Consider the following 25,048-nt stretch of genomic DNA (forward strand, 5'->3'; position numbering starts at 1 on the left):
ACGCGAAAACGCCGAGAAGTGCCGTGGACAAGCGCACTTAGCGGGGGTAAAACAAAGTGAAACTCAATTGAAAATTCAGCAGTATTTTAACAGCACAAAAGAGGTTTACTGTGGCTATTTCAGCTTCACATGGTTTTTTCAGATCAACGGTCGGAAAAAAATATCTCATGGGACTAGCCGGACTCATTTGGGCGGGCTTCGTCCTTACCCACATGGCCGGAAACTTACTTATCTTTGTCAGCTCTGACGCCTACAACATGTACAGCTATGCCCTGACCAGCAATAAGCTGATCTATGTCGCTGAGGCAGGTTTAGTGGCTGCGTTGGTTTTGCACGTGGTTTTGGCGATCAACCTGACCCTGCAAAACAGAAGCTCTAAGGGAACTCGTTACGCGGTGAAGGCAAAAGGCGAAAAGAAAGCCCGTTTTGCTTCCACAACGATGGGAATCCAAGGCTCTGTGATCTTGGCGTTTGTTATTTATCACTTGGCGACTTTTAAATATGGGACCTACTACGAAACAAACGTGAACGGCGTTGTCATGAGAGACCTTTTCAGACTCATGGTCGAAGTTTTCCAAAGCCCGGCATATGTTGTTTGGTATTTGGTATCTCTTGTTTTGTTAGGCTTCCACTTAAGTCACGGTGTGGGCTCGGTATTCCAATCCTTTGGATGGATGAACGGCCGTTATCAACCAATGTTAAGAAAACTCAGCGTCGTCTATGCGATTGTTGTAGCTGCCGGCTTTATTGCACAACCAGTTTATATCTACCTTGTTTTGGGCCAAGGCTAAGGGGGAAACACAATGTCTAAAATCTTAGATAGCAAAATTCCTGATGGATCGATCGATAAAAAATGGACCGACTACAAGTTCAAAATGAAACTTGTGAATCCAGCCAACAAAAGAAAACACTCTGTGATCGTTGTGGGTACCGGATTGGCAGGTGCAAGCGCCGCCGCTTCTTTGGGTGAGCTCGGTTATAAAGTAAAAGCATTCTGCGTACATGAGTCCCCTCGCCGCGCCCATTCAGTGGCGGCTCAAGGTGGTATCAATGCTGCGAAAAACTATCAAAACGATGGCGACTCTATTTATCGCCTTTTCTACGACACGGTAAAAGGTGGTGACTTCCGCGCACGCGAAGCGAACGTTCATCGTTTGGCAGAAGTGTCTGTGAATATCATCGACCAAGCGGTTGCTTCGGGCGTTCCGCTCGCACGTGATTACGGCGGTCTTTTGGACAACCGTTCTTTCGGTGGCGCGCAGGTTTCTCGTACCTTCTATGCTCGCGGCCAAACAGGTCAGCAGCTTTTGTTGGGTGCTTACTCTGCGATGATGAGACAAGTAGATCTTGGCAATGTTCAATTGAACTACCGTCGTGAAATGTTGGACCTTGTTCTTGTGAACGGCCAAGCGCGCGGGATTATCGTTAGAAATCTTCTGACAGGTGAAATCGAGTCTCATGAGGCGGACGTTGTCATTTTGGCAAGCGGCGGCTACTCAAACGTCTTCTATCTTTCGACAAATGCGATGGCATGTGCGGTAACGGCTGCATGGAAAGCTCACAAGCGTGGTGCTTACTTTGCAAATCCTTGCTACACACAAATCCATCCGACGTGCATCCCTGTTCATGGCGAAAACCAATCCAAACTGACTTTGATGTCAGAGTCTTTACGTAACGATGGACGCGTTTGGGTTCCAAAAGCAAAAGGTGACAAACGTCATCCTAGCGACATTCCAGATGATGAAAGAGATTATTATTTGGAACGCGTTTACCCAAGCTTCGGTAACTTGGCTCCTCGTGACGTGGCTTCTCGTCAGGCGAAATATCGCTGTGATGAAGGCCGCGGTGTAGGTGATTCAGGCAAGGCCGTTTACTTGGATTTCCGTGATGCTATCAACCGTTTGGGTGAAGCAAAAATTGCTGAACGCTACGGAAACTTGTTCCAAATGTACGAGAAAATCACAGGCGAAAATCCTTACAAACAACCAATGAGAATTTATCCAGCTCCGCACTACACCATGGGTGGCTTGTGGGTGGACTACAACTTGGAGTCAAATGTCCAGGGCCTCTTTGTTGCGGGCGAAGCGAACTTCTCGGACCACGGTGCGAACCGTCTTGGTGCTTCGGCATTGATGCAGGGTTTGGCAGACGGCTACTTCGTTCTTCCTTACACAATCGGTAACTATCTTGCGAACAACAAGTTCGAAAAAGTAACGACGACTCACGCGGCTTTCAAAGCTGCTGAAGATGGCGTGAAGAATGAAATTACAAAGCTAATGAACATCAAAGGAAACCGCACGGTTGAAAGCTTCCATAAAGAGCTTGGCCATATCATGTGGGAATACTGTGGTATGGGTCGTAACGAAGCGGGACTTAAGAAAGCTTTGGAATTGATTCCGAAACTGCGCGCAGAGTTCTGGTCAAATGTACGTGTTCCTGGCGACGCGAACTACTTAAATCCTGAACTTGAAAAAGCAGGACGCGTTGCGGACTTCTTGGAGCTTGGTGAGTTGATGTGCCGTGATGCTCTTGAGCGTAAAGAGTCTTGTGGTGGTCACTACCGTGAAGAATATCAGGAAGATGGCGAAGCAAAACGTGACGACGTGAACTTCAGTCACGTGGCTGCATGGGAGTGGACTGGTGCAAACCAAACACCGATTCGTCATAAAGAAGAGCTGAAATTCGACAACGTTAAACTTGCAACTCGTAGCTATAAATAAGGGCGTGATATGAGTGAATCTACTAAAAAAATCAATTTGACCCTCAGAGTATGGAGACAAAAAAGCGCCAAAGATGGTGGCGTCTTTAAAGAGTACGCAGCAAAGAACGTTTCTACAGACGCGTCTTTTTTGGAAATGCTAGATGCTGTGAACGAAGAGCTGATCTCTAAAGGTGATGACCCGATCGCTTTTGACCATGATTGCCGCGAAGGTATTTGTGGTAGCTGCGGCTTCATGATCGACGGCCAAGCGCACGGCCCGCAAAAGTCGACAACGGTTTGCCAACTTCATATGCGCGCCTTCAAAGACGGCGAAGTTTTAACGTTGGAACCATGGAGAGCCTCAGCATTTCCGGTGCTCAAAGATTTGCTAACAGATAGAACGGCGCTGGATCGTATCATTACGGCGGGCGGTTATATTTCTGCAAATACAGGAAGCGCTCGCGATGCAAATAGCATCTTGATTCCAAAAACAGATGCTGACCAAGCATTCAACTCTGCAACTTGTATTGGTTGCGGGGCTTGTGTGGCGTCTTGTAAGAATGCTTCTGCGGCACTCTTCACGTCAGCTAAAATCTCTCACATGGCGTTGCTTCCGCAGGGTCAGGTTGAAAGAAAAAAACGTGCTGAACGCATGGTTGGTCAAATGGATGAAGAAGGTTTTGGAGCTTGTACTAGCACGGGTTCTTGCTCGGCTTCTTGCCCGAAAGATATCAGCCTTGTGAACATCGCCCGCATGAATCGCGAATTCTTCAGAGCAACCGTTTTGAAGGACGATGAAGTGGATGCCGGCGGCGGCTTCTAAGAAGCTAGACTAAAATCGAGACCACAATCAAAAGCACTGGACCAACATCCAGTGCTTTTTTATTTTCGCGCGCAGTTTCCTGCGCCAATACGCGGCTAACCCACCTTTGGTCCTAAAGAATCCTAGCAATAAGTCCGAAGAAGGATTCGAGAGGACCACATGAAAAAAATGTCTGAGCTGATGGACGAGCTGGGCTTTGATCCAGAAGGATCTCCCGCCGTTAAAGAAGCTTTCATCAAATATCTTATTAAAGCGAGCGAGGGCGTGAACGTTCTTACTCCGACAGAGAAAACTCTCATTAAAGCCGATCCTAACAAGATCAAAGTCCTGCCTATTGCAAAGAAACCAGAGCAACTTAGTTTTGATTTCGGAGACGACGCACTACCTAGGTCCAACTTTTCTCGAAAAGCCCGCAAATAAACAATATCTTTTTCTCAACAGATTTCGACGTTGGTACCATTTTGGAACTAGGTCGATGAAAGAGAATCCTCTCACTCTTTTGCATCTTTGATCGAACCACATAATCCAAGGAGGGATTCATGAAAAGGCTTATGGAAAAAGCCCGTATTGTATCAGTTGTTGGCGCGTTCTTCGCCTCTGCGTTTGCTGTTGCAGCACAACCCGAAGCTGTTCCTGGTGAGTTCATCGTTAAGTTGAAACAACCACTTAGCACTTACAAAAACCAAATGAATGTTTTGAGCCAAGAGTTGGGTTCTTATATTAAGAGCACAATCCCCGGCCAAAATATCGTTGTGATCAAGCGCCCGGTTTTTGAAATCCAATCAACGGTTGTAAAAAGCCTTTCTCAAGATCCAAATGTAGAAGTTATCGAGCCTAACTATATCTATAGAGCAAACCGCACACCGAACGATCCAATGTTGGGTCAGCTTTGGGGCATGTTGAATGTTGGTCAAAAAGATTCTGCAAAACAACCGGGTGTAGCCGGCACTGATATCGGCGCTGTTCAAGCATGGGATATCGAAACGGGTTCAAAAGACGTTATCGTAGCAGTTATCGATACGGGTGTTGATTACACGAACGCAGATTTGACTCCAAATATGTGGACGAACAATGCCGAGTTGAACGGTAAAGCTGGCATTGATGACGACGGCAACGGTGTTGTTGACGACGTTTATGGTTACAATGCGATCAATAACAGTGGTGATCCTAAAGATGACCACGGTCACGGTAGCCACTGCTCTGGTACGATCGGTGCCAAGGGTGATGACGGTAAAGGTATCGTGGGCGTTGCTTGGAATACTCGCATCATGGGCGTTAAGTTCTTGGATGCAAACGGCTCTGGAACTCTTGAAAACGCAATCAAAGGGATCGAATACGCGACTAAAATGGGCGCGAAAATCATGTCGAACTCTTGGGGTGGCGGCGGCTTCTCTCAAACTTTGAAAGATGCTATCGAAGCTTCTAACACTGCGGGCGCGCTTTTCGTAGCAGCGGCAGGTAACGAAGCAAACAACAACGATGCTAATCCGTCTTATCCTGCGTCTTATCAAATCGCGAACGTTCTTTCGGTTGCAGCGGTTGATAACAAGGGCAACATTGCTTCGTTCTCTAACTACGGTAAGACATCAGTACACGTTGGTGCTCCGGGCGTGAATATCCTCAGCACAACGACAAATGGTTATGAGTCTTGGTCAGGAACTTCAATGGCGACTCCGCACGTATCTGGTATCGCAGCATTGTTGGCTTCTCATGACCGCAACCTTTCAAACATCGAACTTAAAAACCGCATCATTACGACAGCACGTCCGCTTCCAGCGTTACGTGGTAAAGTTCGTGGTGCTGGTTTTGCAAATGCCTATGCAGCTTTGACAAACACATTGCCTCCGGTGGATGTAAACGATCCAGCTAACTGGCAATCAGTTGCTCAATCTGTTTCTTCGGCTCACCCATACAAAGAGAAGTCGACAGAAACGTTTGAAGTAAACGTTCCAGGAGCTAAAGAGATCGCTCTTTACTTCTCGAAATTCCAAACTGAGCGTGGTTACGACACGGTTCAGTTCTTCAATGCTCAAGGAAAAATGGTTGGCGAAATGTCTGGAAACAACGATGACTCGTTCTCTCCAGTAATTGCTGGTGACTATGTGAAGATCGTGTTCAAGTCAGACGACTCTATCAACCAATACGGCTTTGATATTACAAAAGCATCTTGGAGATAGGTTTTTAGGAAAATTGAAAGCACAAGCGCCGGAGAAATCCGGCGTTTTTATTTTTCCACAGGAAACTTGAGTCGAACGACGGCTCCGAGAGAGTTGTTTGTGAACTCGGCAGACCCATTCATTTGTTTCATCGAATCCCAAATTACAAATGTTCCCATTCCTGAACCATCGTTGGAATGAAACTCGGTTTTTTTGAGCATTGCCAGAACATCGGGAGCAAAGCCACCGCCATTGTCTTCAAATTCGATCATATTTTTTTTAAAGCTGACCTGAATACAAGGATCCGCATGAGGCTTGTCGCGAAAGTTTTCATAGGCATTGATGAGAACATTGTAAAAAATTGTTTTTAGATAAGCGCGCTCAGCAACAATCTGGCAATCCCCATGAATATCTACACGGATATTTCTAAACTTTAAATGAAGCGCATCTAGTACTTCACAAAGTACTTCTTTTGTAGAAAGAAGTTCGGCGCGAGCTGCCTGCAAAGCTGAAATTTTATTGAGCTCGCTAACCATCTTGGTTGCAGTCAAAAGTTGGGATTCCATATCTTGAAGAATACGATGAACTTCAGGATCCTTATGGTCCACAAGCCGTTCTTTTAGAATGTCGACATACATGCGAGGAGTAGAAAGAATGCCCTTCACATCATGTACGACAGTTGCTGTTTGCAATCCAATCACGCCGAATTTGCGCAGAAGATCTTCGCGAACTGTGCGGTCGGAAGTGAAAAATACATACGCAAGCCATGCGACCAAATCGACCGCGATAACAGCCATAACCAAATCCCATGGTGTGTGAGGCTGCGAAAACCACTCCATAGTTTGCTCATAGCGCCACCACAAAACCGAAAGATAAAGCAAAGTTCCGAAGACGAGTACGGAATAAAACACACGTTTCGGTACAGGAAAAAGAAATGCGTAACCCAAGATTACTTGGTGAAATCCAAAAATATAGTACGGATTAAAATACTGCCCATGAGCGCAGTAGAGTATGATTTGAACGCCAATGCTGGCGTTGATCGCGGGCGAGTAAGGATTTTTACGAAGGCCAACGAGTGTGAAGCAACCCCACACGATAAAAAGCAATCGACCAGCGACGTACCACTCGCGATGCTCACTGACGTCATTGTATTCTGTAATGAAAACGAAAGCGCCATAAAGCAGATAAACTAAGAACGAATAGTAGGCGGCTTTTTTATATTTTTCCACGGCGGAGACATCTTCTATGTACGAACCAGAAGTGTCAGTAAAAAACACCTTGAAGTTTTCTTGATGAAGCTGCGGACAATTTGTAAATGTAGGAAAATTCCTACGCAGAATTTTTCTTTAAGAACGCCTCAATCTTCATATTGATGTAGTCAGGAAAATCTAGCTGAGTGCAGTGAGATCCGTAAGGAACCAGAACAAATTCGCTACCAGAAATTTTTTGGTGAAACTCGTACTGAAATTTTTGTGGAGTTACATTGTCTTTCTCGCCCGAAATAATCAGGGTTGGAATTTTGACCAATGGCAAGATGTCTTCGCCATCAAATTTCATCAGCTCTTCGAACAAAACAATAAACGTGCGAAGATCCATACGAGCCACTCCGCGCGCATAGACTTCGATATCTTTGAAGTGAGTCAGCTTTAAGTTGAAACCCCCTGCGGCTCCCGCAAGCAGCATCGATAATGGATTATCAACAGTCATTCTCCACAAAGTCGTCCACAGGTCCGGAGCTTTTTCGTACTGCTCTTTCACGAAGTAGTAGAAAGGTTCTACGACATCAAGGCCGAACATTCCTTTGATGGGATTCTTGGAAAAGCCATTGATAAAAGTCATTGAAGCAACGAGCTCCGGTTTTTGGCGGAAAAGTTCCAACAACAAAGGCGCGCCAAAACTGTGACCTCCAAAATGAGCTTTTGAAATATTCAAATGCTCCATCAAGCCCATCATATCTTGAACGATGTCTGAAATTTTTAGATTTTGCGGATTTCCTAATGGCTGACTTTTGTGATGCCCACGAATATCAAAGGTGATCACTTTGTAGTGCTTCGAGAAGTATTCCATCTGATGATGCCAATGGTTCATCAAGCAAGCGATGCCGTAAATTAAAACGAGAGGCTCACCCTGCCCGCGCACTTCGTAGTAAATGGGCGTTTTGTCGAAGCTCTCGAAAATGCCGCTTTCTTTTTCAACCATGTTCATAATCAACCCTTAAATATAGGTCACTTTAATCAACGTGCCGCCGATGCGGATAACATCCCCATCATGTAGAATTTCGGTTTCTACGGCCTTGTTGTTAAGGCTTAACTTGTTTCGACAGAGGTTTTTGATTCGAGCTAGACCATCGCCCGGGATAATTTCAAAAGCACCATCCGGAGCTTCCGGATCGCGAAGATCTATATCCAAGGAGTTCGCACCTGCGTGGCGCGGTCCATAACCCAACAAGATCTCTTCGTCCGCCTGAATGCCTTGAATGAATTTCAGCATCAAAGTGGGTGAAAAAGACTGCCCCGCCCCCTCTGGAATTTTGTTTTGCACCCAATCTAGCGGGAGTCTTTCAACAAGGTTCTCTTTCCAGGTTCTGACGCGGGCAAACTCTTTTGGGTTTTGACCCTCGGCGGTTACCACGCGAAACGAAGTGCGACCTAGACGGAAAACCACCCCAGGAATCAGCGCAACTTTCTTAACTCTGCGATTTCCCAAAAGAATTCCATTAGACGAGTCGAGGTCATTCAGAACAAATTGGCCCTTGTTGTCGATTTCAAATTGCGCATGTAGCCCCGAGATCTTTTCATCATCGATAGGAATATCGCCGCGGTTGCGGCCGATTTTATACCCGTGCTGCACTTTATAGCGGGATCCCTGCTGGGGCCCCTCTAGGACTTCGACGAATAACACCATGTAATTATTGTAAGAGTCTTTTCGAAAGGGTTCAACACTCACTGCTTGTGCTTACACTTTGGGCGTGCTAAACCATCGAACTCAGTTAATAAAGTCATCCTTGCTCCTGACATTGGGTTGGGGGCTATAAACCGAAAGGATCGAAATGGAACTATCTAAAGAGACAGTAAAACGTCCTTATGAAGTAATCGTTGTCGTTCACCCAGACGCTTCTCTTGAGGAGCAAAAAGACCTTTTCAAAAAGAATAAAGCAACTATTGAGCAATTCACTGGTTCTGTATTCTCTTTGGAAACTTGGGGTAAACGCAATTTGGCCAACCCGATTGGCAAGTTGAAGAAAGCAATTTTCTTCCACGCGTACTTCGAAGCAAACTCTCAAGCTATTGCTGAGCTTGAGCGTACAATGCGCATCAACGAAAAAGTACTTCGCTTCATGCACACTCGTCTTGACGAGCGTACATCTTTGGCGAAGCACGCTGAGGCCTTCAAAAAAGGTCTTGCTGAATCTGCAGCACGTGAAAAAGAACGTGAAGCAAAGGTTCAAGCTCGTAAAGCAGCTTTTGCAGCAGCAAACGCTGAACGTGGCGATCGTGGTGACCGTGGTGACCGTGGAGATCGCGGCGACCGCGGAGACCGTGGTGATCGTGGCGACAGAGGCGATCGCGGAGATCGTTTCGATAGAAAGTAGTTTTGATCGATACCTGAGGGTTGGTGCATGAGAGTTAAAAACTCGCCCCGAAAATTCCTAGCCATTTTTTCGATATCAGTTGTGTTATCACTTCTGACAGTGGTTTTCGGGGCACCTCTCATGCGCGTTCTAAGAATCACTTACGGCGCGCTCGCATACTGGCTCTTGGGAATCGTAATTACTGCCTTCTTCTGGTTTATTGGGGCTCCTGCCCTCTCTGTTTTTGTAGGTTCAATTTGGATGACTTTAGGAACCTACATGGAGCTTGAGAGAAAAGGACTTCGATGGACTGCCTCCGCTCTGATAGGAATTATTGCTGGCTGTTTGTTTTTTTCAGGCGCCGCGATTTTCAACCTAGAAAAGCTTGGAGTGCACAATCTTGCTGAGGCTGAGACCCTTGTAAAACAGTTCATGACGGACAAAGTGTTCGCGATGAATCCTGGTTTGCAAGTCGATGCAGGTCTTCTGGTCCAGCTCATCCCATCAGCGGTCGTCATCATTTTAGTGGTGGCCCTCGGTGTTGGGCTGATGTTTGAGAGAAGAGTTTTTTCTCTCTTGGATTTACCAAGAGAAAGAGTGGCCTCTCAACTCAAATTGTTAGAGTTTCGCGTTCCAGATTTTGTGATCTGGGTTGCGATGGTAGCCTTCCTTCTGACAATGGAGAACTTCAACGTGAAGGCGTTAGAAATTCTTGGAATGAATATCGTCAACGTTTGTACGGTGCTTTATTTCTTCCAGGGTTTAGCAATATTGGAGGTAAGTCTCAGAACTTTTAAGGCCGGTGCCTTGTTAAGAGCTGCGATTTACATAATTCTAGTCGGTCAATTGTTCCCAGCAGTGAGTGCGATTGGCTTGATTGATTACTGGGTTGATTTTAGGAAACGTCTCCGCAAAATGAGACTGGCTCCTAAGAGCAACTAGAAACGAGGATCAAATGAAAGTTATTCTTTCAAAAGATGTTAAAGATGTGGGTAAAGTAGGCGATCTAGTGAATGTTTCTGAAGGTTTCGCGCGTAACTTCTTGTTCCCAAGAAAATTGGCAGCAGAAGCTACTGAGAAACGCGTAAAAGAGTGGGAACACTTGAAGCGCGTTGCTGACGTGAAAAAGAAGAAAGCAGTTGCTGAGAGACAAGCAGTTTTGGCGAAAATCAACGGAACAACTGTAACTTTCAAAGTTGCAGCCGGTGAGAACGACAAATTGTTCGGTACAGTTACTACTGCTGACATCTCTAAAGAGTTGGATAAAGTAGGTCACTCTGTTGACCGTCGTGATATCCATCTTGAAGAGCCGATCAAAGTTCTTGGCCAACACAAAGCTGTCGTTCGTATGGGCGAAGGCTTGGAAGCTAAGATCATGATCGCTGTAGAGCGCGCGTAATCGCCTCGACAAAAGAGAAAATCTTGAAAGGGACTCTGGTAACAGGGTCCCTTTTTTTATGCTAATTGTGGCGTTCTTTGGCCGCCAAGAGGACGTCTTGTAGATACTCCGCCATGATCTCGCGAAGGTCTTCGGTTGTAAGAGTTTCTGCAGTTTTTCCGTGTTGAGCCATGAGCGTCTGCAACTCGCGGCGGATCTCCCCTTCTGGAAGTCCGGTCGCAAGAATGACCATCTCAAGAAGTGCCGTACCCATTCTAGCCTCCATGCTGTGTGGGTTTGTCTTCATGACAAAGTCATTGCACCAATCGGTTAGTCGGAACTCAACGAATAGGTTTAACTAAGACTGGATTTAGTCCTAGGTCCTGGGCCAAATTTTAACTGAATCTTAGCAAGTCTATGTACCAGCGCCAGGCGCGAAATTACGCGGCTTTCCTGGCATAGGAGGCGGAGCTTGTGGTGGTGGGGCCATCATAGCAGGTCCCACAGTTTCTGGATCTGGATCGCGGAAACGAGAGAACTTAGCGTCGAAGCGAAGTTTCACAGTACCAGTCGCACCATTACGTTGCTTGCCGATGATAACTTCGGCGTGACCTTGCTTATCTGGGTCGTCTTTATCGTAGTAGTCATCACGATAAAGCATCATGATAACGTCGGCATCTTGCTCGATAGATCCAGATTCACGAAGATCTGAAAGCATCGGACGGCGGTCTGAACGACCTTCCACGCCACGATTCAACTGAGCAAGAGCGATCACCGGAATCTGAAGTTCCTTTGCAAGAACCTTCAATGATTTCGAGATCTCGGAAACCGCGCGCTCGCGGCTTTCCACTTTTTGTTTCAAATCCATCAACTGCAAGTAGTCGATCATGACCAGATCTAATCCATGCTGCGCCTTCAAACGACGGCAACGGGCACGAATCTCAAACGGGCTGATCCCCGGAGTATCATCGATGAATAAATTTGCTTCACTGAGAGTGCCGGCAGCACTAATCAATTTCGGCCAAGAAGAATCTTGAATGCGACCTGTACGGATCTCACCCATTCCGACTTTTGCTTCCGCAGAAAGAAGACGCATCATCATGGACTCTTTACCCATCTCTAGAGAGAAGTAGGCAACAGTTCTTTTAAGCCTCAGAGCTGCGTGCTGAGCGATGTTCAAGCTGAAGGCTGTCTTACCCATGGAAGGACGTGCGGCGATGATTGTGAGCTCGCCTGGGTGAAGACCGGCTGTCATATCGTCCATACCCTTAAAGCCTGTCGCAAGACCGGTAATGTCTGCTTTTCGCTTAAAGAGCTCTTCGATTTTTTCAATGCTGGATTTAACGATTTCCATCGAACCAACAAGACCTTGCTTGGACTTGTTCTCGCCGACCTTCAAAACCTCTGCTTCGGCTTGGTCAATCAAGCTTTCGATATCAGCATAGTCTTGGCTGTAAGCGCGCTCAATCAAACCATTGCTAGTCGCAATCAGACGGCGAAGAAGAGACTTCTCGCGTACGATCTCAGCATGGGTTTGAATGTTGGCTGCAGAAATAGTTTTGTCTAATAGACTGACTAAGTATTCGGGACCACCAGAAGATTCAAGTTCATCACGGGACTGCAACAGGTTTGTTACCGTGATGATATCGACAGGCTGATTCTTGCCCTGAAGATCTTTGATGGCCTGATAGATTTTTTGATTCGCGGGCTTGTAAAAATCAGTGGTATCGATCAAGTCAGAAACCTGATCGAAAGCTTGCTGATCTAGCATCAAGCCACCAATGATAGACTGTTCAGCCTCTAAATGCTGAGGCGGAATGCGTGTACTCATTACCCCTCCTGAGGCACGCGGCTCTTAAAGTGCGGGACAAAAGCTAGTAGTCAAACAAGTAGGCCCGCTGATGTTCGAGCAGAGTCGAATCTTTAGTTGTTTTTCTTAACACGAATTTTGTAATTGTCGATTTTCTTTTTCAAAGTGTTGCGATTGATGCCAAGCATTTGTGCAGTTTTAACTTGGTTGCCGTTGTAGGCGCGGAGTGCCAGCTCGAGCAAAGGCTTTTCAACCTGTTCGATAACAACATTGTATAGACCGTTCAATTCCACTTGTGCTTCTTTTTGTTGAGCAAATAAAACTTCGAGTTTGCTTTTTACAAGCTTCTCTAGGCTTACAGATTGAAGATTTGCGACGAAAAGATTGTCAGAACTGTTCAGGTTCGGCGTCATGGAACTCCCAATTACAATTTGTAAATTATCTGAATGTCGTCAGCCCGGTTCTGAGTTCCGGCGATTGACTAAACTCCGCGTTTTTCAGGAGACCAAATATACTTATGCAGTTGCAATTGCAACCTTGCAGATGAATTTTTTTGCAAAATCTTTTCTGCCAACCAGCGTTCAGCAATTTGGCCATATGATGGGCTGTATAAAACCACATATTTTTTGAATAAATCATGTTGACGACAGAATTCTTCTGACCACTCAAAGTCTTGCTCAGAACAAATGACAAACTTAAATTCCGTGCTGGGAGCGGCAAAGCGAAGATTCTCAATTAAGAAGGAATCGGCAGCTCCACTGTCAGGTGTCTTCACATCAAGAATCACCTTCACTCGTGGATCAACAGGTTCAATACTTTTTGAGCCACTCGTTTCAAGTGAAACAAGATAACCTTGATCACACAAAGTCTTCATCAAAGTGTGCACAGGTTTTTGTAGAAGAGGCTCGCCGCCGGTGATGCAAACGTACTGAGTTTTGTGTGAAGCAATCGTGTTGATGATTTGCTCTAAAGATTGGTTTTCGCCTTCATAGTACGAATACTTAGTGTCGCAATAGGTGCAACGAAGATTGCAAGCCGTGGTCCTGACGAACACGGTTGGGTTCCCCACATACGTGGTTTCGCCCTGAATACTATAGAAAATCTCGTTTATTTTCAGCATCTTCCAGACCCTTGTCTTGGCTCTATGTGCCCAGACCATATCCTAAAGTCAAGGCCGTCTCCCCAAAGCTTTCCCTATTATCGTAGATCCTGTAAATTTTTGTAATGAACCTCATTTTAAAAAAATTCCGCCATGACATCCTCGCAATCTCCTTTCTTGGTCTCGCATGCTTCCTTGGGCTGGCGCTTGCAAGTTTTAACCCCCTAGATCCCTCCTTAAACTCTCTAGGGCAAGGTCTAAGAGCTGCAAATCACTGCGGAATTGTCGGTAGCTTTTTGTCCGACCTTCTCTATCAGTTTTTTGGTTTAACTTCGTGGTTGTTGGTCGCGGGATTTTTGAAGCTTGCTTATGCAGGTTTCCGTCGTGAAGACGTAGATCTCAAGAATGTCCGCTTTATTTGGGGCCTTCTTTTGATCATCAACCTTTCTAGTTTGTTGTCGCTTTATATGCCCGAAAAGAAAATCTTCGCGCACCAAATTTATTTAGGGGGCCTTTTGGGCTTGGGAGTTTCTCAAGCGCTTCTTAGAGCCTTCAACTATGCGGGCGTCCAAGTAGTATTGTGGAGTTTGTCTGCGGTTTTGGTGGTTTTCTATTCAGAAAAAACCGTGAAAGAACTTATGCGCTTGCCACTAGAAGCTTATGAGACCATTGCGGAATGGGGTGTATTCGCCCGCATCCAAAAAATGTTCCTTGCAAAAGATGGTGGAAAAAAGAAAACCAAAAAAGCTCCTGAGGCTGCTGGCACCAAGGGTTTCTTCAACATGAAGAACGAAAGCTTTGTGGAAAAGTCTGAGGATAAAGGCGCAAAGACGCCAAATCTTTCTGCTGCAAAACAGCTCGCGCTTGAAGAAGCCGATGAGGACGAAGGAGAGTTGGAAGAAGACTTTGATGCAGAAGAAGAGGCCGACGAAGAAATTCCAGTTTCCAAAACGCCTGCGAAACGCAAAGTGGTTCTTAAAGCCCGTGTTCCACAAAAGGTTGCTAACTGGCAAATGCCAAAACTTTCTTTGTTAGAAGATCCACCAGCAACTCGCATCAAGGTGGATGAAAAAGAAATTCGCAGAAAAGCAGAACTGTTAGTCGACAAGCTTAAGCAATTCAATGTCGAAGGTCAGATCGTTGCCGTAAAGCCAGGGCCTGCGGTGACTATGTTTGAGTTTAAACCAAACGCCGACGTAAAACTTAGTAAAATTACTGAGCTTGCAGACGACTTGTCGCTGGCTCTTTCAAGTGAATCTTTGCGTATCATTGCTCCAATCCCCGGGCGCGATGTTGTGGGTATTGAAACATCGAATGCACAACGTGAGACCGTGTACTTGAAAGACATGCTTGCTGAGGACACTTTCTGGTCTGAGGATTTGAAGTTGCCAATTGCTCTTGGTAAGCAAGCAAATGGCGATCCAAAAATTGTCGATCTTCGTAAGATGCCTCACTTGTTGGTGGCTGGAACAACGGGTTCTGGCAAATCCGTTTTCACAGTCTCCTCAATCACGGGAATGCTTTTTAAACACTCCCCTAAAACGTTGCGTTTAATTCTTGTCGATCCAAAACAAGTAGACTTGGCGGCGTTCTCTGCTGTTCCACATTTGATCATGCCGCCAGTGACGGATCCTAAAAAAGCGGTTTCCGCACTTCGCTGGGCTGTGAAAGAAATGGAAAAGCGCAATAAGTCGATGTCGAAGTTCGGTGCGCGCAAACTAGAAGAATTCAATGAGATGGTTGCGAATTTACCCTCAGATAAAATTGCGGAACACCAGAAGTTCAACGAAGAGCTTGAAAATCAAGGCATCGCAAAACTGGAACAGTACTACTACACTCCTCAACCTTACATTGTGATTGTGGTAGAAGAGTTTGCGGACTTGATGGCTGTGGACAAAGTGAATGTGGAACAAACTATCATTCGGTTGGCGCAAATGGCGCGCGCCTGCGGCATTCACTTAATGCTTGCGATGCAGTCGCCGCGTAAAGAAGTTGTCACAGGTTTGATTAAAACCAACATTCCAGGCCGCATCAGCTTTAAGGTTGCGGGCAAAATGGACTCACGAATTATTTTAGATGAGATGGGCGCAGAACGTTTGCTTGCAAATGGTGACATGCTCTTCTTGGCTCCGGGTGTATCAAAACCAATGCGTCACCATGGACCATTCTTGAAGGACGCAGAGATCAACGGTGTTGCTAAATTCTGGTCGGATCAAGCGGAACCGGAATTCGATCCACTCGCGATGAAGGCTCTTGATGGATTTGCTGGAGGCGGCGGCGGTGCCGATGGTGATTTCGCCGGCGGTGGCGGAGATGGATTCGGCGAACAAGAATATGATGAACGTTATGATGAAATCTTGTCGTGGGCCGCAGACCAAAAAGAAGTAAGCGCGTCGCTCATACAAAGAAAATTCCGTCTAGGCTATCCACGAGCTGCGAGAATTATTGAAATTTTCGAGAAAGAGGGCGTTGTGGGACCAGCTAATGGCAGCAAGCCGCGTCAAGTCCTCGTGAATAGTTTAAGAGAATAGAAGCTCAAAACTTGACTCTTATTTTGAACATGATCTGATTGTAATCCTTAAACAAACAGTTCAAGGAGGACCATCGTGTTTAAAGCAATCATCGCAGCTCTTGGTTTGGCAGTGTCTGTACAAGCTCAAGCAGCTCCAACAGTATTCGACGTAGTAAGAAACATTCAACAAGTTGCCGTTATGGATCAAGCTCGCACTCAAGGCTTGGACTGGAAAGTTGGCGACGAAAACAACTACAACCTAGACATGGGCTTCATCAAAGGGTCTATGACTATGAGATGTTCTCAAGTTGCAGCTGACGGTATCTGGATGGATCAAGACATGGATCTTGGTTTCGCTGGAAAACAAAAAGCTCAAATCTTGCTTGATCCAAACACTGGTGAGATCAAAAGAATGGTTGTTAACGGCCAAGACCAACAAGTTCCTAAGCAAAACGTAGAAATCGTTGAAGTGAAAGAAGCAAACATCACTGTTCCAGCTGGAACTTTCGATTGCATCCACGCTCGTATCAACGACAAAGACACAAACCAAGAAACAAATGCTTGGATCAACCCACAGTTGATTCCACTTTCTGGTATGTTGAAAACAATCCAACCGAGCCAATTCGGTCAAGTGACTGTTGAATTGAAATCATTCCGTAAAAACTAATGGTATTGATTTTCTTGCGAAGAGCTGCGCTGATTAGCGCGGCTCTTTTCATTTTTAAGAGCCTTCCCGCTGTTTCTGCTGAGACCAAATCTAAAAAAGCAGAGACTTCAAAAGATATTATCGAAAAAGCCTACAATCTGAGTTTGCAGAAAGACCGCTCACAAGCGATCAATATTCTGGTCAATGCAATAAAGCAGGAAAACCTTCGTAATGGTAATACAACAGAGCTTAAAAAAGCCCTGCAACAGGTATCCTATCTTTTTTATTCAGACCGCGCTCAGCAAACTTTCGAGTTGGCACTGTCTTTAAGAAGAACAGATGCGGCCCAAGCTCTGCAAAAAATGAATGAAGCTCTTCGCATGGAGCCTGACAACTTAAGCCTTTTCAATGAAATGCAAAGAATGATTTTGATCAAAGGGGACTGTTCGGGTGCTTTGGACAATATTTCCAAAGAACGTCTGCAAGATCCTTTTGATGAGAACCTGATTCTGTTGCAAGGCCAAGCCCAGGCGTGCTTGGGACAATGGGAAGAGTTTAAAAAGACCCATGACATTTTCGACATCAAAAAATCAAGTCAATGGAAGTACTGGCTTTCCTTGGAAATAGAGCATGCTCTCTATGAAAAGAACCTCATGAAAGCCAAAGAAGTGGTTACCACCCTGCAAAAGCAGGATCCGAAGTACCCAGAATTACTGTATTGGCAGTGGCGCGTTGCAAGCGGAGCTGAAAAATCCGCTCCAGCTCAGAAATACATCAAGGAATGCAAAAACATTTCCGCAACTCAGTACAGACAGTATATGACAGACGTGAATCTCTGTCGTAAGGTGGTCGAAGTTGAGACAGCAATAAAGAGCTCAAATGGGACCAATGAATAAAGTATTATTTGCCAGTTTGATTATTTTTGCCATTACCGCCTGTGGCGTAAAGGGAAAGCCTTTGCCACCACTGGAGCCACCTCCGATCGGAACTGGTGAACCCACCTATCTCAATAAAAAAGACGAAAAGAAGACAAATCAAAAAAGGTGATAGACATGGCTTTCTTGCCGATTCCCTTGGTTAAAATGTCGGGTGCCGGAAATACCTTTGTATTGGTCGACGCCACTAAAACATCTTCGTGGCTTGAGATCGAAAGCAAGTTACGTATTAAGCGCCGCCCTTTTGTAAAAATGATTTGTGATCGCACCCTTGGTGTTGCCGCTGACGGTGTTCTGTTTCTTGCAGAGGGGCAGAGCGAAGCAGAGTACTCTTGGGATTTCTATAATGCGGACGGTTCTAACGCTGATATGTGCGGAAATGCCGCTCGTTGCGCGGCCTTATTTGCGAATGAGTATCTTAGTTCTTCAGTAAGTGGTTCCTACAAGTTTAACACAGGAGCGGGCCTTGTTTCAGCTCAGGTGCTTGGCGATGATCGCGTGCGAGTACTCATGCCCGAGGTAAAGGCCTACCAAGAATTCAGAACTTTAGAAATCGACGGCAAGCCTCAGACCTTTTCTTATGTTAACTCAGGCGTACCTCATTTGGTCATGCAGATTTCAAACTACAAAGAAGCGCCTGAGCTAAAAGAGATGGCTCGCAAAGCAAGACATCACAAAGATATTTTGCCAGAAGGTGCGAACGTTACGTTCTATGTGAAAGAAAAAGACGGCCTGATTAAAGCCGTGACGTTCGAGCGCGGTGTTGAAGACTATACACAAGCCTGCGGAACAGGAGCTGTAGCCGCTGCCTATGTAGAGTTTAAAAAAACTCAAACGCGAAATATCGACGTTCACATGCCGGGCGGTATTTTGGCAGTACAGTTTAATGAATCGACGAAAAATCCACTGATGACCGGAGAAGCGGTGTTTGTGATGGAATTCCAGTATTTTTATGAGGTGGTAGGATGAAAAATTTTAAAGCGACAATTACGGCGTTAATTACGCCATTCAAAAACGGTGCGGTTGATTTTGCATCTTTGGAAAATCTGGTTCGCCATCAAATAAAAAACGGCGTCGAAGGATTTGTCATTAATGGAACGACCGCCGAGAGCCCCACGCTTCTAGAAAAAGAAGTGGCTGATATTTTTAAATCCGTACGCAATGTAGTTGGCAAAGATTTCCCGTTGATTATGGGAACGGGCTCTAACAGTACGGCAAAAACCGAAGAGCTTTCTGAAAAAGCTGAAGACTTGGGGGCAGATGCCGTTTTGGTTGTTGTCCCCTATTACAACAAACCGCCTCAGCGTGGGTTGGTAAAACATTTCACGGAAGTTGCAAAGTCTGTCAGTATCCCGGTGATTCTATACAACGTGCCTGGACGTACGATTACAGCTTTATCTGCAGAGAGTATCTCAGAGCTGAGTCGTGTTCAAAACATCGTGGGGATCAAAGAAGCCTCTGGAAATATTGAATTTGCAAAAGAGGTAAAACAGAAAACAAACCCAGAGTTCGTGATGCTTTCTGGGGACGATGGTACCTACGTGGATTTCCTAAAGGCCGGTGGTCACGGCGTTATCTCTGTCGCAAGTCACGTAATTCCAAAAGAGATGATTGCATGGAAAAACCAAGTTGCGAGCGGAAAATATGAAGACGCTCAGGCTGGAATTAAAAAACACACGAACCTCATCAATCACCTCTTTGTTGAGGCGAATCCGATTCCGGTGAAAATGGCACTGCACTATATGGGAATTATTGAATCTCCAGAGTTGCGCTTGCCGTTGGTAACGATGGCAGAAGACCTAGCGCAGAAAATGAAAACCGAAATGAAGACCTTAGGAGTTCTGTAGATGAAGAAAAAGCTGAAAGTGGGTCTTGTCGGTGCCAGTGGTCGCATGGGACAAGAAATTGCAGAAATTCTAAAAACAAAAAATAACTTCGAACTGCATTTGGCCGTTTGCCGACAAGCTTCATTGGCCGAGTTTGCGTACACACGTCAAACACCGAGCTGTCCTGAAGCAAAAGAAGTTGATGTGTGGATTGATTTCTCTAGTCCGGAAGGTTTGGGCAAATTGTTAAGTGTTGCGACTAAGAATCAAACGCCCGTTGTTTCCGGCACGACGGGGTTAAGCTCAGCCGATCAAGCGGCTTTGAAAAAAGCGTCCGCAAAAATTCCTGTGTTGTGGGCTTCCAACATGAGCTTAGGTGTTGCCGTCGTCATGGAAGCGCTTGAGGTTTTCTCGCGCATTCGCCAATTCGACTTTCAAATTGAAGAGTTTCATCATAATCGCAAAAAAGACAAACCCAGCGGAACTGCAAAGAGTCTTCAAGAAAAGCTGGAAAAAGTCGTGGGCCGAGAACTGCCAGAGCCGCTTTCTATTCGCGGGGGCGGAATTTTTGGTGTTCACAAAGTCCATGCGATGGCGGAAGAAGAGCATATCGTGTTTGAACATATGGCCTTAAATCGAGCTGTATTTGCTCGCGGAGCGGTAGAAGCCGCCCAATGGTTGTGTTCGAAGAAAAAAGGCTTCTATAGCATGCGAGATGTTCTCTACAATGAAGGCTGATGAAAGTATTTAATCACCAGACCTTAGTACATCTTACCACGGATCTTGTGGGCGGAACGCCCATCGCCCAAAACCTACTAGCGGACATGGAAGCTGTCGGTCAGGTCACGGCCATTTCTTCTGTCTACAAAAGATACCTTGGTAAAAATCGTGTCGATCTTAACGCCAATATTGAAACTGTCGTGCGCTTTGCAACAGACTGCGCTGTTGATGAGCTCCTATGGCACTTCAAGCAGTTCTTAAAAGATAAGAAAGTCAGTCTGAATCTGCTTTCGTATGACAACTTGGTGGTTTTGTCGCCACAACTGACGCTGCCCCACCCGAGCCTTCACACGGATTTTTTGATTGTTCGCTGCGCCTCTGAAGCATGGGCTCAGTTCGAGCACCCTATCATCCAAAAGACTCTGAGCGAGATCGCTTCTTTGGCGCTCCCCGCAGTAGATGCAGAGTTCTTTCTGCAAGGTAAAAGCCTGGTTGATTTTTAGATTCAGCAGACGTACAAGAATGAAGAACTGGAGGAAACTATGAAGTTCTTTATCGACACTGCAGAAATTGAAGAAATTAAACAAGCCAACTTGCGTGGCTGGGTTGATGGCGTAACAACAAACCCATCCTTGATTGCTAAGTCTGGCAAAGACTTCTTCACAGTTATTAAAGAAATCTGCAAAGAAGTTTCTGGCCCAGTATCCGCAGAAGTTATCAGCTTGAAAGCGGACGAAATGGTTCGCGAAGGTCTTGAGCTTGCGAAAATTGCTAACAACGTTGTTGTGAAAATTCCAATGTGTGAAGACGGAATGATTGCTGTAAAAAAATTAACAGCAGAAGGTATTCGCACTAACGTGACTCTTGTGTTCTCTCCAATGCAGGCTTTGTTGGCTGCAAAAGCAGGAGCAACAATGGTTTCCCCGTTTGTAGGACGCTTGGACGACATTGGTGTTGATGGCATGCACATGGTTAATCAGGTTATCCAAATGTATCAAAACTATGACTTCACGACAGAAGTCCTGGTCGCAAGCGTGCGCAGCCCAATGCATATTCAAGTTGCCGCTGAAATGGGAGCAGACATTGCAACAATTCCATTTAAAGTTATGCAGCAGATGACTCATCATCCTCTTACAGACAAAGGTATTAAGGCCTTCCTTGATGACTGGAATAAGGCTAAAAAGTAATACATGACACGAATTTTTTTCGCGCTTCTATTTCCACTTATTCTCGTTGGTTGCCAAACTAGTGGGGTTTTTCTGAGAGAAACTCCGCTGAACGTCAGCGAAACTCGCAGAGCCGTGGTTTCCGTTATTGGCCAACCTCGTATAACAAGCGAAAATGGGCGCGAATTGTTTTCTAAGTTCTATGATCGTAAAGGTAGTAGCGACGACCAGCTGAAAAATGCCAGAGAGCGTCTACACACTCACGTCACAATTCTTGGAGACCGCCGTCCCTACGACATCCAGATTGAAGTCGTGGTCGAGATCCGCGACCGTGAAGGTGTTTATCAGGTCGTGGAGCGTGACGACGCACGTGCTGAAAAAGTCGCTATGGACATCCAAAAAGCGCTTGTCCAAAGTCGCGACAACCGCAACATCATTGACGATTTCAGACCTTACTAAATACACTAATAGAGTAGTCAAATAAGGATATTTGATCAGGAGTTTTTTTGCTAAGCAAGGCATGGATTCTGCCTACTCTTATGCTCACCACGCTTTCGATCTTCCCGATCTCAATGGGAAAATTGAAGTTCGTTCCTATCTATAAAACTCTGACCATCAAAGCGAACAAAAAACTTCCTCCGCATATTGCTTTCATGGATAGTCATTTTGAAAATCAAGATGATGAGTGGACTGCTTTTGAAAAGAAAAACAAGAGTCCGCTTGCTGTCGGTTTTTCTGTTACAAGCCAACAAGGCCCCTATGTTCTTACTCAGAAAAAAGTATTGGAAGGTTTTGTAATTCGCAAGAGCGCAGAAGTTCTTAGCCTTGCTTCTCAGGGCGTCTACAAAACGAAAGCTCAAGCTGTGGCAGAGGTTCAAGGTCCACAGTGGTTGAAAAACATTGTTGGTGATTCCCAAACACTGCCGCGAGCTGAAGAACCTGTTCACAATTTATTAGCTGCTCGTCGCGTGATGGGTCCTTTGGAAATCACAGGTGGCCTAGCGGTGACGAATGAACATCATATCGAGATTCGTCGCTCTGATGAAGGCGTGTTCCGTGAAATGGGACGTGTTGATCTAATGAAGGGATCTTATAGCATCGATATCGATGATGCATCTGGTGCGATTGTTGCGCGTCTGTTGGATCGCAGCGGTACTATTCTTGGCGAAGGCAGCATTCGTTTAAGTCAGCTTCAAGTCGGCCAAGGCCGTTTGATTTATGGTCCTCGTTTGGAAGTTGCTCCAAGTCCTTCTTGGAAAGGGCGTGTTTCTCGGTATTACGGAGATCCCAAAAAAGATAAAACTGGCGGGACTACAAAGGTCACTTCTTTTGGTGGCGAAAACACAATCACTGTTGGTAGTAACGGCGAAATCTCTTTAGATATTTCTAAAGGATCAACAACTATCGTGCGAGCTGAAGCTGCTGAACATGTGCCATCTAGTAAGATCATGTTGGCTGGAGATGCAAAAACCTTTGGCGTGACACTCTTTCCGAATTCAACAATGGAAGCTTTGAAGAGCTTGGCGGCAGAACAAAAATCTTTATCTCGCAGCCACTTGGATGAGACCTCTTTTGTTTGGGGCACCGTAAGCTTAGATGGCAAACCTCTATCGGGCGTCAGCGTTGTTTCAGAAACAGATCCCGAAACAAAAGCGATCTATTTCAACGAGTTCATGATTCCGGACCCGAAGTTGACAGCGACATCTGGCAGCGGACTTTACGCTTTTGTGGATTTACACGATGGTTTTCATGCTCTTCTTGCACAAAGAGGCTTTGAATATTTCGGGCACCAAAATGTCGAAGTTGAAAGAGGCAGCGTTGCAATTGGTGACCTTGAAAGTACTCTGCGTACTGAGCCAGTTCATGTAAGAGCCTTCGATGCCTTCAGCGGCGAACCAGTTTCATTGGTGGCTAACATGCAGAGCTTGTCTGAACCTGTTGATATCAATGAAGGATCGGCGTCTATTATTTTGCCTCAGATCTCGCGCATGAGCATGATTTATACAGAAACGCCTCCAGAATATATCAACGCAAACTATTTCTATAATGATCAAGACTCTTACATCCACCTTCCGATGTTGTCGCATGCGTGGCTTACCGAAATGAAAAGAACTGCAAAAATCAACGAGATGCCTGACACAGGAACTATCGTTGGATTCTTTAATGAGGAAAGTTTCGAAGTTTATCTTGCCGCGCAGGCACAAAACAGCCCGGCATATATTTTGTACTTCGATGCTGCAGGACGCGTGATTGAAGGAAATCGTGGTCAAGCTGGTGGTGGATTTATTATCTTCAACGTTCCTTACGGAACTCAAGAGACCGTCGTCGTTGGCAGCACATCTGAAAAAGTCTTCTCGAAGGTTGTACCTGTCGACATGGAAAGCATATCGGTACTAAGCTTTAGCTCTTACTAGAATAAAAGTTTTGAACTTTTTCCTTAAAGAAATTTCCGCGATCTTCAAATCCTTTAAACGCATCTAAGCTTGTGCCGCCTGGGCTTAATAAAACAATGTCTCCAGATTTTGCAATATTCATAATATGTGTAAGAGCGTCTTCTAATTTTTCAAATTGCGGCCCGGGTAAATCAGATTTTTCCTGAGCTATTTTCCGGCACTCTCCAAAAAATACAAACTCCGTGCGAGAGAGATCCTTGAGCGCCCAGAGTTCATCCCAAGGAAGATTCTTATCTCGTCCGCCTAAAAGCACGTGTAATTTTCCCTCGGGTGTAAGGTATTCATGAGCCACCGTAACAGCTGTAAGTACACTGTCCATCGCAGTCGCCTTGCTGTCGTTGATATAGCGAATGCCATTAAATTGACCCAGGTTTTCTAAGCGATGCTCAAGCCCCTGAAACGACTTCATTGCCTGTAAAGTAGAAATAGGCCAATGGCAATGAAGAGCGATTTGTGCGGCAAGAGCAATGTTGTCTTGGTTGTGCGAACCTAGAAGAGCGCTTTGTGATAAAACGTGTGGCAAAAGGGATTTGTCATCCTGAGAGGTCACTATGCAACGAGAGTATGTAGACTGCTTTTGAGCAAAATGTAAAAGGTCACCGCCGTTTTTATTTAAAAACATCGGACCCTTGGTTTGCTCAATCATCTGCCATTTAGTTTTGTAGTAGTCTTGGAGAGAGTCATATCTTTCCATGTGATTTGCAGACAAAAAAGTAATCGCAGAATAATCCAACTTGAGTTGGTTGCAGTTCTCAAGTTGATAGCTAGAAAGCTCAAGCACAACCCACTGCGCGCGAGGCCTTTTTCCAGTCAGAACGCCGTAAGCATATTCACAAAAGGGAGTGCCCAGATTGCCGCCCACAAAGGCGTTCTTATCAAAAGCACTTAGACCAGCACCCAAAAGCGAAACCGTCGTGCTCTTTCCCAAAGAGCCCGTGACACCAATGACCTTTTCATCTTTCAGGCACTCGCAGGCTAAATTGATTTCACTTGTAATGAAGACTCCCGACTTGGCAGCCTCGACAATCCAAGGGGACTTTAGAGGAACACCCGGGGACACCACTAAGGTTTTTGGTTTTCCCTGGCTCATCAGCGCTTGAGGATCTTTAAACTGGGCTGGGGCTTTCTGATCAAAAGTTAGAAGGTCTTCTTTTTTGAAGCCGCGAGCAAGAAGAAGGCGCTCGGCGCTTTCCCCGCTTTTTGCCATTCCTACAATTGCGATGGGTGTTTGAATCATTTGCAGATAATGACC

27 protein-coding genes are annotated in these 25,048 nt (G+C 45.5%); 19 read left to right on the forward strand and 8 right to left on the reverse strand.

Features of this window, described 5'->3' with window-relative positions:
- The first annotated feature begins 110 nt into the window (after positions 1-110).
- The 5 genes from ACLWBB_RS00105 to ACLWBB_RS00125 all read left to right on the forward strand — a co-directional run bounded on the left by ACLWBB_RS00105 (position 111) and on the right by ACLWBB_RS00125 (position 5,701).
- Positions 111-791: a succinate dehydrogenase cytochrome b subunit gene (locus tag ACLWBB_RS00105; protein WP_413289505.1), complete on the forward strand. Its 681-nt coding sequence runs from the start codon at positions 111-113 to the stop codon at positions 789-791.
- Positions 792-803: 12 nt separating this feature from the next.
- A complete protein-coding gene (locus ACLWBB_RS00110) occupies positions 804-2,720 on the forward strand; it encodes a fumarate reductase/succinate dehydrogenase flavoprotein subunit (protein ID WP_413289506.1) in 1,917 nt (638 codons plus the stop codon).
- Between the two features lie 9 nt (positions 2,721-2,729).
- The gene (locus ACLWBB_RS00115) at positions 2,730-3,524 is read left to right on the forward strand and encodes a succinate dehydrogenase/fumarate reductase iron-sulfur subunit (RefSeq protein WP_413289507.1); all 795 of its coding nucleotides are present in this window, start codon (positions 2,730-2,732) and stop codon (positions 3,522-3,524) included.
- Positions 3,525-3,683: 159 nt separating this feature from the next.
- Positions 3,684-3,944, forward strand: coding sequence for a hypothetical protein (locus ACLWBB_RS00120; protein WP_413289508.1), 261 nt, complete (start codon positions 3,684-3,686; stop codon positions 3,942-3,944).
- Positions 3,945-4,063: 119 nt separating this feature from the next.
- Positions 4,064-5,701, forward strand: a complete 1,638-nt coding sequence (locus ACLWBB_RS00125; protein WP_413289509.1) for a S8 family serine peptidase — start codon at positions 4,064-4,066, stop codon at positions 5,699-5,701.
- A 47-nt stretch (positions 5,702-5,748) separates the two neighbouring features.
- On the opposite strand, the gene ACLWBB_RS00130 is transcribed toward ACLWBB_RS00125, so the two are convergent.
- The 3 genes from ACLWBB_RS00130 to ACLWBB_RS00140 all read right to left on the reverse strand — a co-directional run bounded on the left by ACLWBB_RS00130 (position 5,749) and on the right by ACLWBB_RS00140 (position 8,584).
- Positions 5,749-6,909 carry a sensor histidine kinase gene (locus ACLWBB_RS00130; protein WP_413289510.1) on the reverse strand — a complete coding sequence of 387 codons (1,161 nt, stop codon included), beginning with the start codon at positions 6,907-6,909 and terminating at the stop codon, positions 5,749-5,751.
- A 100-nt stretch (positions 6,910-7,009) separates the two neighbouring features.
- Complete coding sequence (locus tag ACLWBB_RS00135) at positions 7,010-7,885, reverse strand: alpha/beta fold hydrolase (protein ID WP_413289511.1); 876 nt, start codon at positions 7,883-7,885, stop codon at positions 7,010-7,012.
- Positions 7,886-7,894: 9 nt separating this feature from the next.
- Positions 7,895-8,584 carry an FHA domain-containing protein gene (locus ACLWBB_RS00140; protein ID WP_413289512.1) on the reverse strand — a complete coding sequence of 230 codons (690 nt, stop codon included), beginning with the start codon at positions 8,582-8,584 and terminating at the stop codon, positions 7,895-7,897.
- Positions 8,585-8,729: 145 nt separating this feature from the next.
- Here ACLWBB_RS00140 and rpsF point away from each other — a divergent pair, with 145 nt between their 5' ends.
- Genes rpsF through rplI form a run of 3 tightly spaced genes read left to right on the forward strand, consistent with a single transcriptional unit; the run spans position 8,730 to position 10,650 of the window.
- Positions 8,730-9,272, forward strand: coding sequence for a 30S ribosomal protein S6 (rpsF, locus tag ACLWBB_RS00145; protein ID WP_413289513.1), 543 nt, complete (start codon positions 8,730-8,732; stop codon positions 9,270-9,272).
- A gap of 27 nt (positions 9,273-9,299) precedes the next feature.
- Positions 9,300-10,193 carry a DUF2232 domain-containing protein gene (locus ACLWBB_RS00150; protein WP_413289514.1) on the forward strand — a complete coding sequence of 298 codons (894 nt, stop codon included), beginning with the start codon at positions 9,300-9,302 and terminating at the stop codon, positions 10,191-10,193.
- Positions 10,194-10,206: 13 nt separating this feature from the next.
- Positions 10,207-10,650 (forward strand): 50S ribosomal protein L9, encoded by a 444-nt coding sequence (rplI, locus tag ACLWBB_RS00155; RefSeq protein ID WP_413289515.1) that lies wholly within the window; start codon positions 10,207-10,209, stop codon positions 10,648-10,650.
- 61 nt (positions 10,651-10,711) lie between these two features.
- Here the strand turns inward: rplI and ACLWBB_RS00160 are convergent, their stop codons facing one another.
- The 4 genes from ACLWBB_RS00160 to ACLWBB_RS00175 all read right to left on the reverse strand — a co-directional run bounded on the left by ACLWBB_RS00160 (position 10,712) and on the right by ACLWBB_RS00175 (position 13,559).
- Entirely contained in the window at positions 10,712-10,903 is a 192-nt protein-coding gene (locus ACLWBB_RS00160; RefSeq protein ID WP_413289516.1) for a hypothetical protein, read from the reverse strand.
- Between the two features lie 141 nt (positions 10,904-11,044).
- Positions 11,045-12,460, reverse strand: a complete 1,416-nt coding sequence (gene dnaB, locus ACLWBB_RS00165; RefSeq protein ID WP_413289517.1) for a replicative DNA helicase — start codon at positions 12,458-12,460, stop codon at positions 11,045-11,047.
- Between the two features lie 92 nt (positions 12,461-12,552).
- On the reverse strand, positions 12,553-12,852 hold the full coding sequence (locus ACLWBB_RS00170; RefSeq protein ID WP_413289518.1) for a helix-turn-helix domain-containing protein: 300 nt from the start codon (positions 12,850-12,852) through the stop codon (positions 12,553-12,555).
- 68 nt (positions 12,853-12,920) lie between these two features.
- A complete protein-coding gene (locus ACLWBB_RS00175) occupies positions 12,921-13,559 on the reverse strand; it encodes a radical SAM protein (RefSeq protein WP_413289519.1) in 639 nt (212 codons plus the stop codon).
- 104 nt (positions 13,560-13,663) lie between these two features.
- On the opposite strand from ACLWBB_RS00175, the gene ACLWBB_RS00180 reads away from it, so the two are divergent.
- The 11 genes from ACLWBB_RS00180 to ACLWBB_RS00230 all read left to right on the forward strand — a co-directional run bounded on the left by ACLWBB_RS00180 (position 13,664) and on the right by ACLWBB_RS00230 (position 23,757).
- Positions 13,664-16,069, forward strand: a complete 2,406-nt coding sequence (locus ACLWBB_RS00180; protein ID WP_413289520.1) for a DNA translocase FtsK — start codon at positions 13,664-13,666, stop codon at positions 16,067-16,069.
- Positions 16,070-16,144: 75 nt separating this feature from the next.
- Positions 16,145-16,717: a hypothetical protein gene (locus ACLWBB_RS00185; protein ID WP_413289521.1), complete on the forward strand. Its 573-nt coding sequence runs from the start codon at positions 16,145-16,147 to the stop codon at positions 16,715-16,717.
- Positions 16,717-17,592, forward strand: a complete 876-nt coding sequence (locus ACLWBB_RS00190) for a tetratricopeptide repeat protein (protein WP_413289522.1) — start codon at positions 16,717-16,719, stop codon at positions 17,590-17,592. The genes ACLWBB_RS00185 and ACLWBB_RS00190 overlap by 1 nt, the downstream gene beginning before the upstream one ends.
- Complete coding sequence (locus tag ACLWBB_RS00195) at positions 17,585-17,743, forward strand: hypothetical protein (protein ID WP_413289523.1); 159 nt, start codon at positions 17,585-17,587, stop codon at positions 17,741-17,743. Before ACLWBB_RS00190 ends, ACLWBB_RS00195 begins: the two co-directional genes overlap by 8 nt.
- A gap of 5 nt (positions 17,744-17,748) precedes the next feature.
- Entirely contained in the window at positions 17,749-18,600 is an 852-nt protein-coding gene (gene dapF, locus ACLWBB_RS00200; protein WP_413289524.1) for a diaminopimelate epimerase, read from the forward strand.
- Positions 18,597-19,478 (forward strand): 4-hydroxy-tetrahydrodipicolinate synthase, encoded by an 882-nt coding sequence (dapA, locus tag ACLWBB_RS00205; protein ID WP_413289525.1) that lies wholly within the window; start codon positions 18,597-18,599, stop codon positions 19,476-19,478. The genes dapF and dapA overlap by 4 nt, the downstream gene beginning before the upstream one ends.
- Positions 19,479-20,195, forward strand: a complete 717-nt coding sequence (locus tag ACLWBB_RS00210) for a 4-hydroxy-tetrahydrodipicolinate reductase (RefSeq protein ID WP_413289526.1) — start codon at positions 19,479-19,481, stop codon at positions 20,193-20,195.
- Positions 20,195-20,680: a hypothetical protein gene (locus ACLWBB_RS00215; RefSeq protein WP_413289527.1), complete on the forward strand. Its 486-nt coding sequence runs from the start codon at positions 20,195-20,197 to the stop codon at positions 20,678-20,680. Before ACLWBB_RS00210 ends, ACLWBB_RS00215 begins: the two co-directional genes overlap by 1 nt.
- A gap of 39 nt (positions 20,681-20,719) precedes the next feature.
- A complete protein-coding gene (gene fsa, locus ACLWBB_RS00220; protein WP_413289528.1) occupies positions 20,720-21,364 on the forward strand; it encodes a fructose-6-phosphate aldolase in 645 nt (214 codons plus the stop codon).
- 3 nt (positions 21,365-21,367) lie between these two features.
- Entirely contained in the window at positions 21,368-21,802 is a 435-nt protein-coding gene (locus ACLWBB_RS00225; RefSeq protein ID WP_413289529.1) for a hypothetical protein, read from the forward strand.
- 47 nt (positions 21,803-21,849) lie between these two features.
- Positions 21,850-23,757: a hypothetical protein gene (locus ACLWBB_RS00230; RefSeq protein WP_413289530.1), complete on the forward strand. Its 1,908-nt coding sequence runs from the start codon at positions 21,850-21,852 to the stop codon at positions 23,755-23,757.
- Here ACLWBB_RS00230 and murD read toward each other — a convergent pair.
- Complete coding sequence (gene murD, locus ACLWBB_RS00235; protein ID WP_413289531.1) at positions 23,744-25,033, reverse strand: UDP-N-acetylmuramoyl-L-alanine--D-glutamate ligase; 1,290 nt, start codon at positions 25,031-25,033, stop codon at positions 23,744-23,746. The genes ACLWBB_RS00230 and murD overlap by 14 nt on opposite strands.
- Positions 25,034-25,048: the final 15 nt, after the last annotated feature.

This window comes from Bdellovibrio sp. HCB337, from assembly GCF_047302465.1.
GTDB lineage: Bacteria > Bdellovibrionota > Bdellovibrionia > Bdellovibrionales > Bdellovibrionaceae > JACMRP01.

Excerpts from the sequence above, each read along its gene's own strand:
- ACLWBB_RS00195 (WP_413289523.1), top strand. The coding sequence starts at position 17,585 with ATGAATAAAGTATTATTTGCCAGTTTGATTATTTTTGCCATTACCGCC.
- ACLWBB_RS00225 (WP_413289529.1), top strand. The coding sequence starts at position 21,368 with ATGACACGAATTTTTTTCGCGCTTCTATTTCCACTTATTCTCGTTGGT.
- ACLWBB_RS00215 (WP_413289527.1), top strand. The coding sequence starts at position 20,195 with ATGAAAGTATTTAATCACCAGACCTTAGTACATCTTACCACGGATCTT.
- murD (WP_413289531.1), bottom strand. The coding sequence starts at position 25,033 with ATGATTCAAACACCCATCGCAATTGTAGGAATGGCAAAAAGCGGGGAA.
- rplI (WP_413289515.1), top strand. The coding sequence starts at position 10,207 with ATGAAAGTTATTCTTTCAAAAGATGTTAAAGATGTGGGTAAAGTAGGC.
- ACLWBB_RS00140 (WP_413289512.1), bottom strand. The coding sequence starts at position 8,584 with ATGGTGTTATTCGTCGAAGTCCTAGAGGGGCCCCAGCAGGGATCCCGC.
- ACLWBB_RS00115 (WP_413289507.1), top strand. The coding sequence starts at position 2,730 with ATGAGTGAATCTACTAAAAAAATCAATTTGACCCTCAGAGTATGGAGA.
- ACLWBB_RS00170 (WP_413289518.1), bottom strand. The coding sequence starts at position 12,852 with ATGACGCCGAACCTGAACAGTTCTGACAATCTTTTCGTCGCAAATCTT.
- ACLWBB_RS00150 (WP_413289514.1), top strand. The coding sequence starts at position 9,300 with ATGAGAGTTAAAAACTCGCCCCGAAAATTCCTAGCCATTTTTTCGATA.
- ACLWBB_RS00175 (WP_413289519.1), bottom strand. The coding sequence starts at position 13,559 with ATGCTGAAAATAAACGAGATTTTCTATAGTATTCAGGGCGAAACCACG.
- dnaB (WP_413289517.1), bottom strand. The coding sequence starts at position 12,460 with ATGAGTACACGCATTCCGCCTCAGCATTTAGAGGCTGAACAGTCTATC.
- ACLWBB_RS00190 (WP_413289522.1), top strand. The coding sequence starts at position 16,717 with ATGGTATTGATTTTCTTGCGAAGAGCTGCGCTGATTAGCGCGGCTCTT.
- ACLWBB_RS00135 (WP_413289511.1), bottom strand. The coding sequence starts at position 7,885 with ATGAACATGGTTGAAAAAGAAAGCGGCATTTTCGAGAGCTTCGACAAA.
- ACLWBB_RS00160 (WP_413289516.1), bottom strand. The coding sequence starts at position 10,903 with ATGGGTACGGCACTTCTTGAGATGGTCATTCTTGCGACCGGACTTCCA.
- ACLWBB_RS00180 (WP_413289520.1), top strand. The coding sequence starts at position 13,664 with ATGAACCTCATTTTAAAAAAATTCCGCCATGACATCCTCGCAATCTCC.
- ACLWBB_RS00110 (WP_413289506.1), top strand. The coding sequence starts at position 804 with ATGTCTAAAATCTTAGATAGCAAAATTCCTGATGGATCGATCGATAAA.
- ACLWBB_RS00125 (WP_413289509.1), top strand. The coding sequence starts at position 4,064 with ATGAAAAGGCTTATGGAAAAAGCCCGTATTGTATCAGTTGTTGGCGCG.
- rpsF (WP_413289513.1), top strand. The coding sequence starts at position 8,730 with ATGGAACTATCTAAAGAGACAGTAAAACGTCCTTATGAAGTAATCGTT.
- ACLWBB_RS00120 (WP_413289508.1), top strand. The coding sequence starts at position 3,684 with ATGAAAAAAATGTCTGAGCTGATGGACGAGCTGGGCTTTGATCCAGAA.
- ACLWBB_RS00210 (WP_413289526.1), top strand. The coding sequence starts at position 19,479 with ATGAAGAAAAAGCTGAAAGTGGGTCTTGTCGGTGCCAGTGGTCGCATG.
- fsa (WP_413289528.1), top strand. The coding sequence starts at position 20,720 with ATGAAGTTCTTTATCGACACTGCAGAAATTGAAGAAATTAAACAAGCC.
- dapA (WP_413289525.1), top strand. The coding sequence starts at position 18,597 with ATGAAAAATTTTAAAGCGACAATTACGGCGTTAATTACGCCATTCAAA.
- dapF (WP_413289524.1), top strand. The coding sequence starts at position 17,749 with ATGGCTTTCTTGCCGATTCCCTTGGTTAAAATGTCGGGTGCCGGAAAT.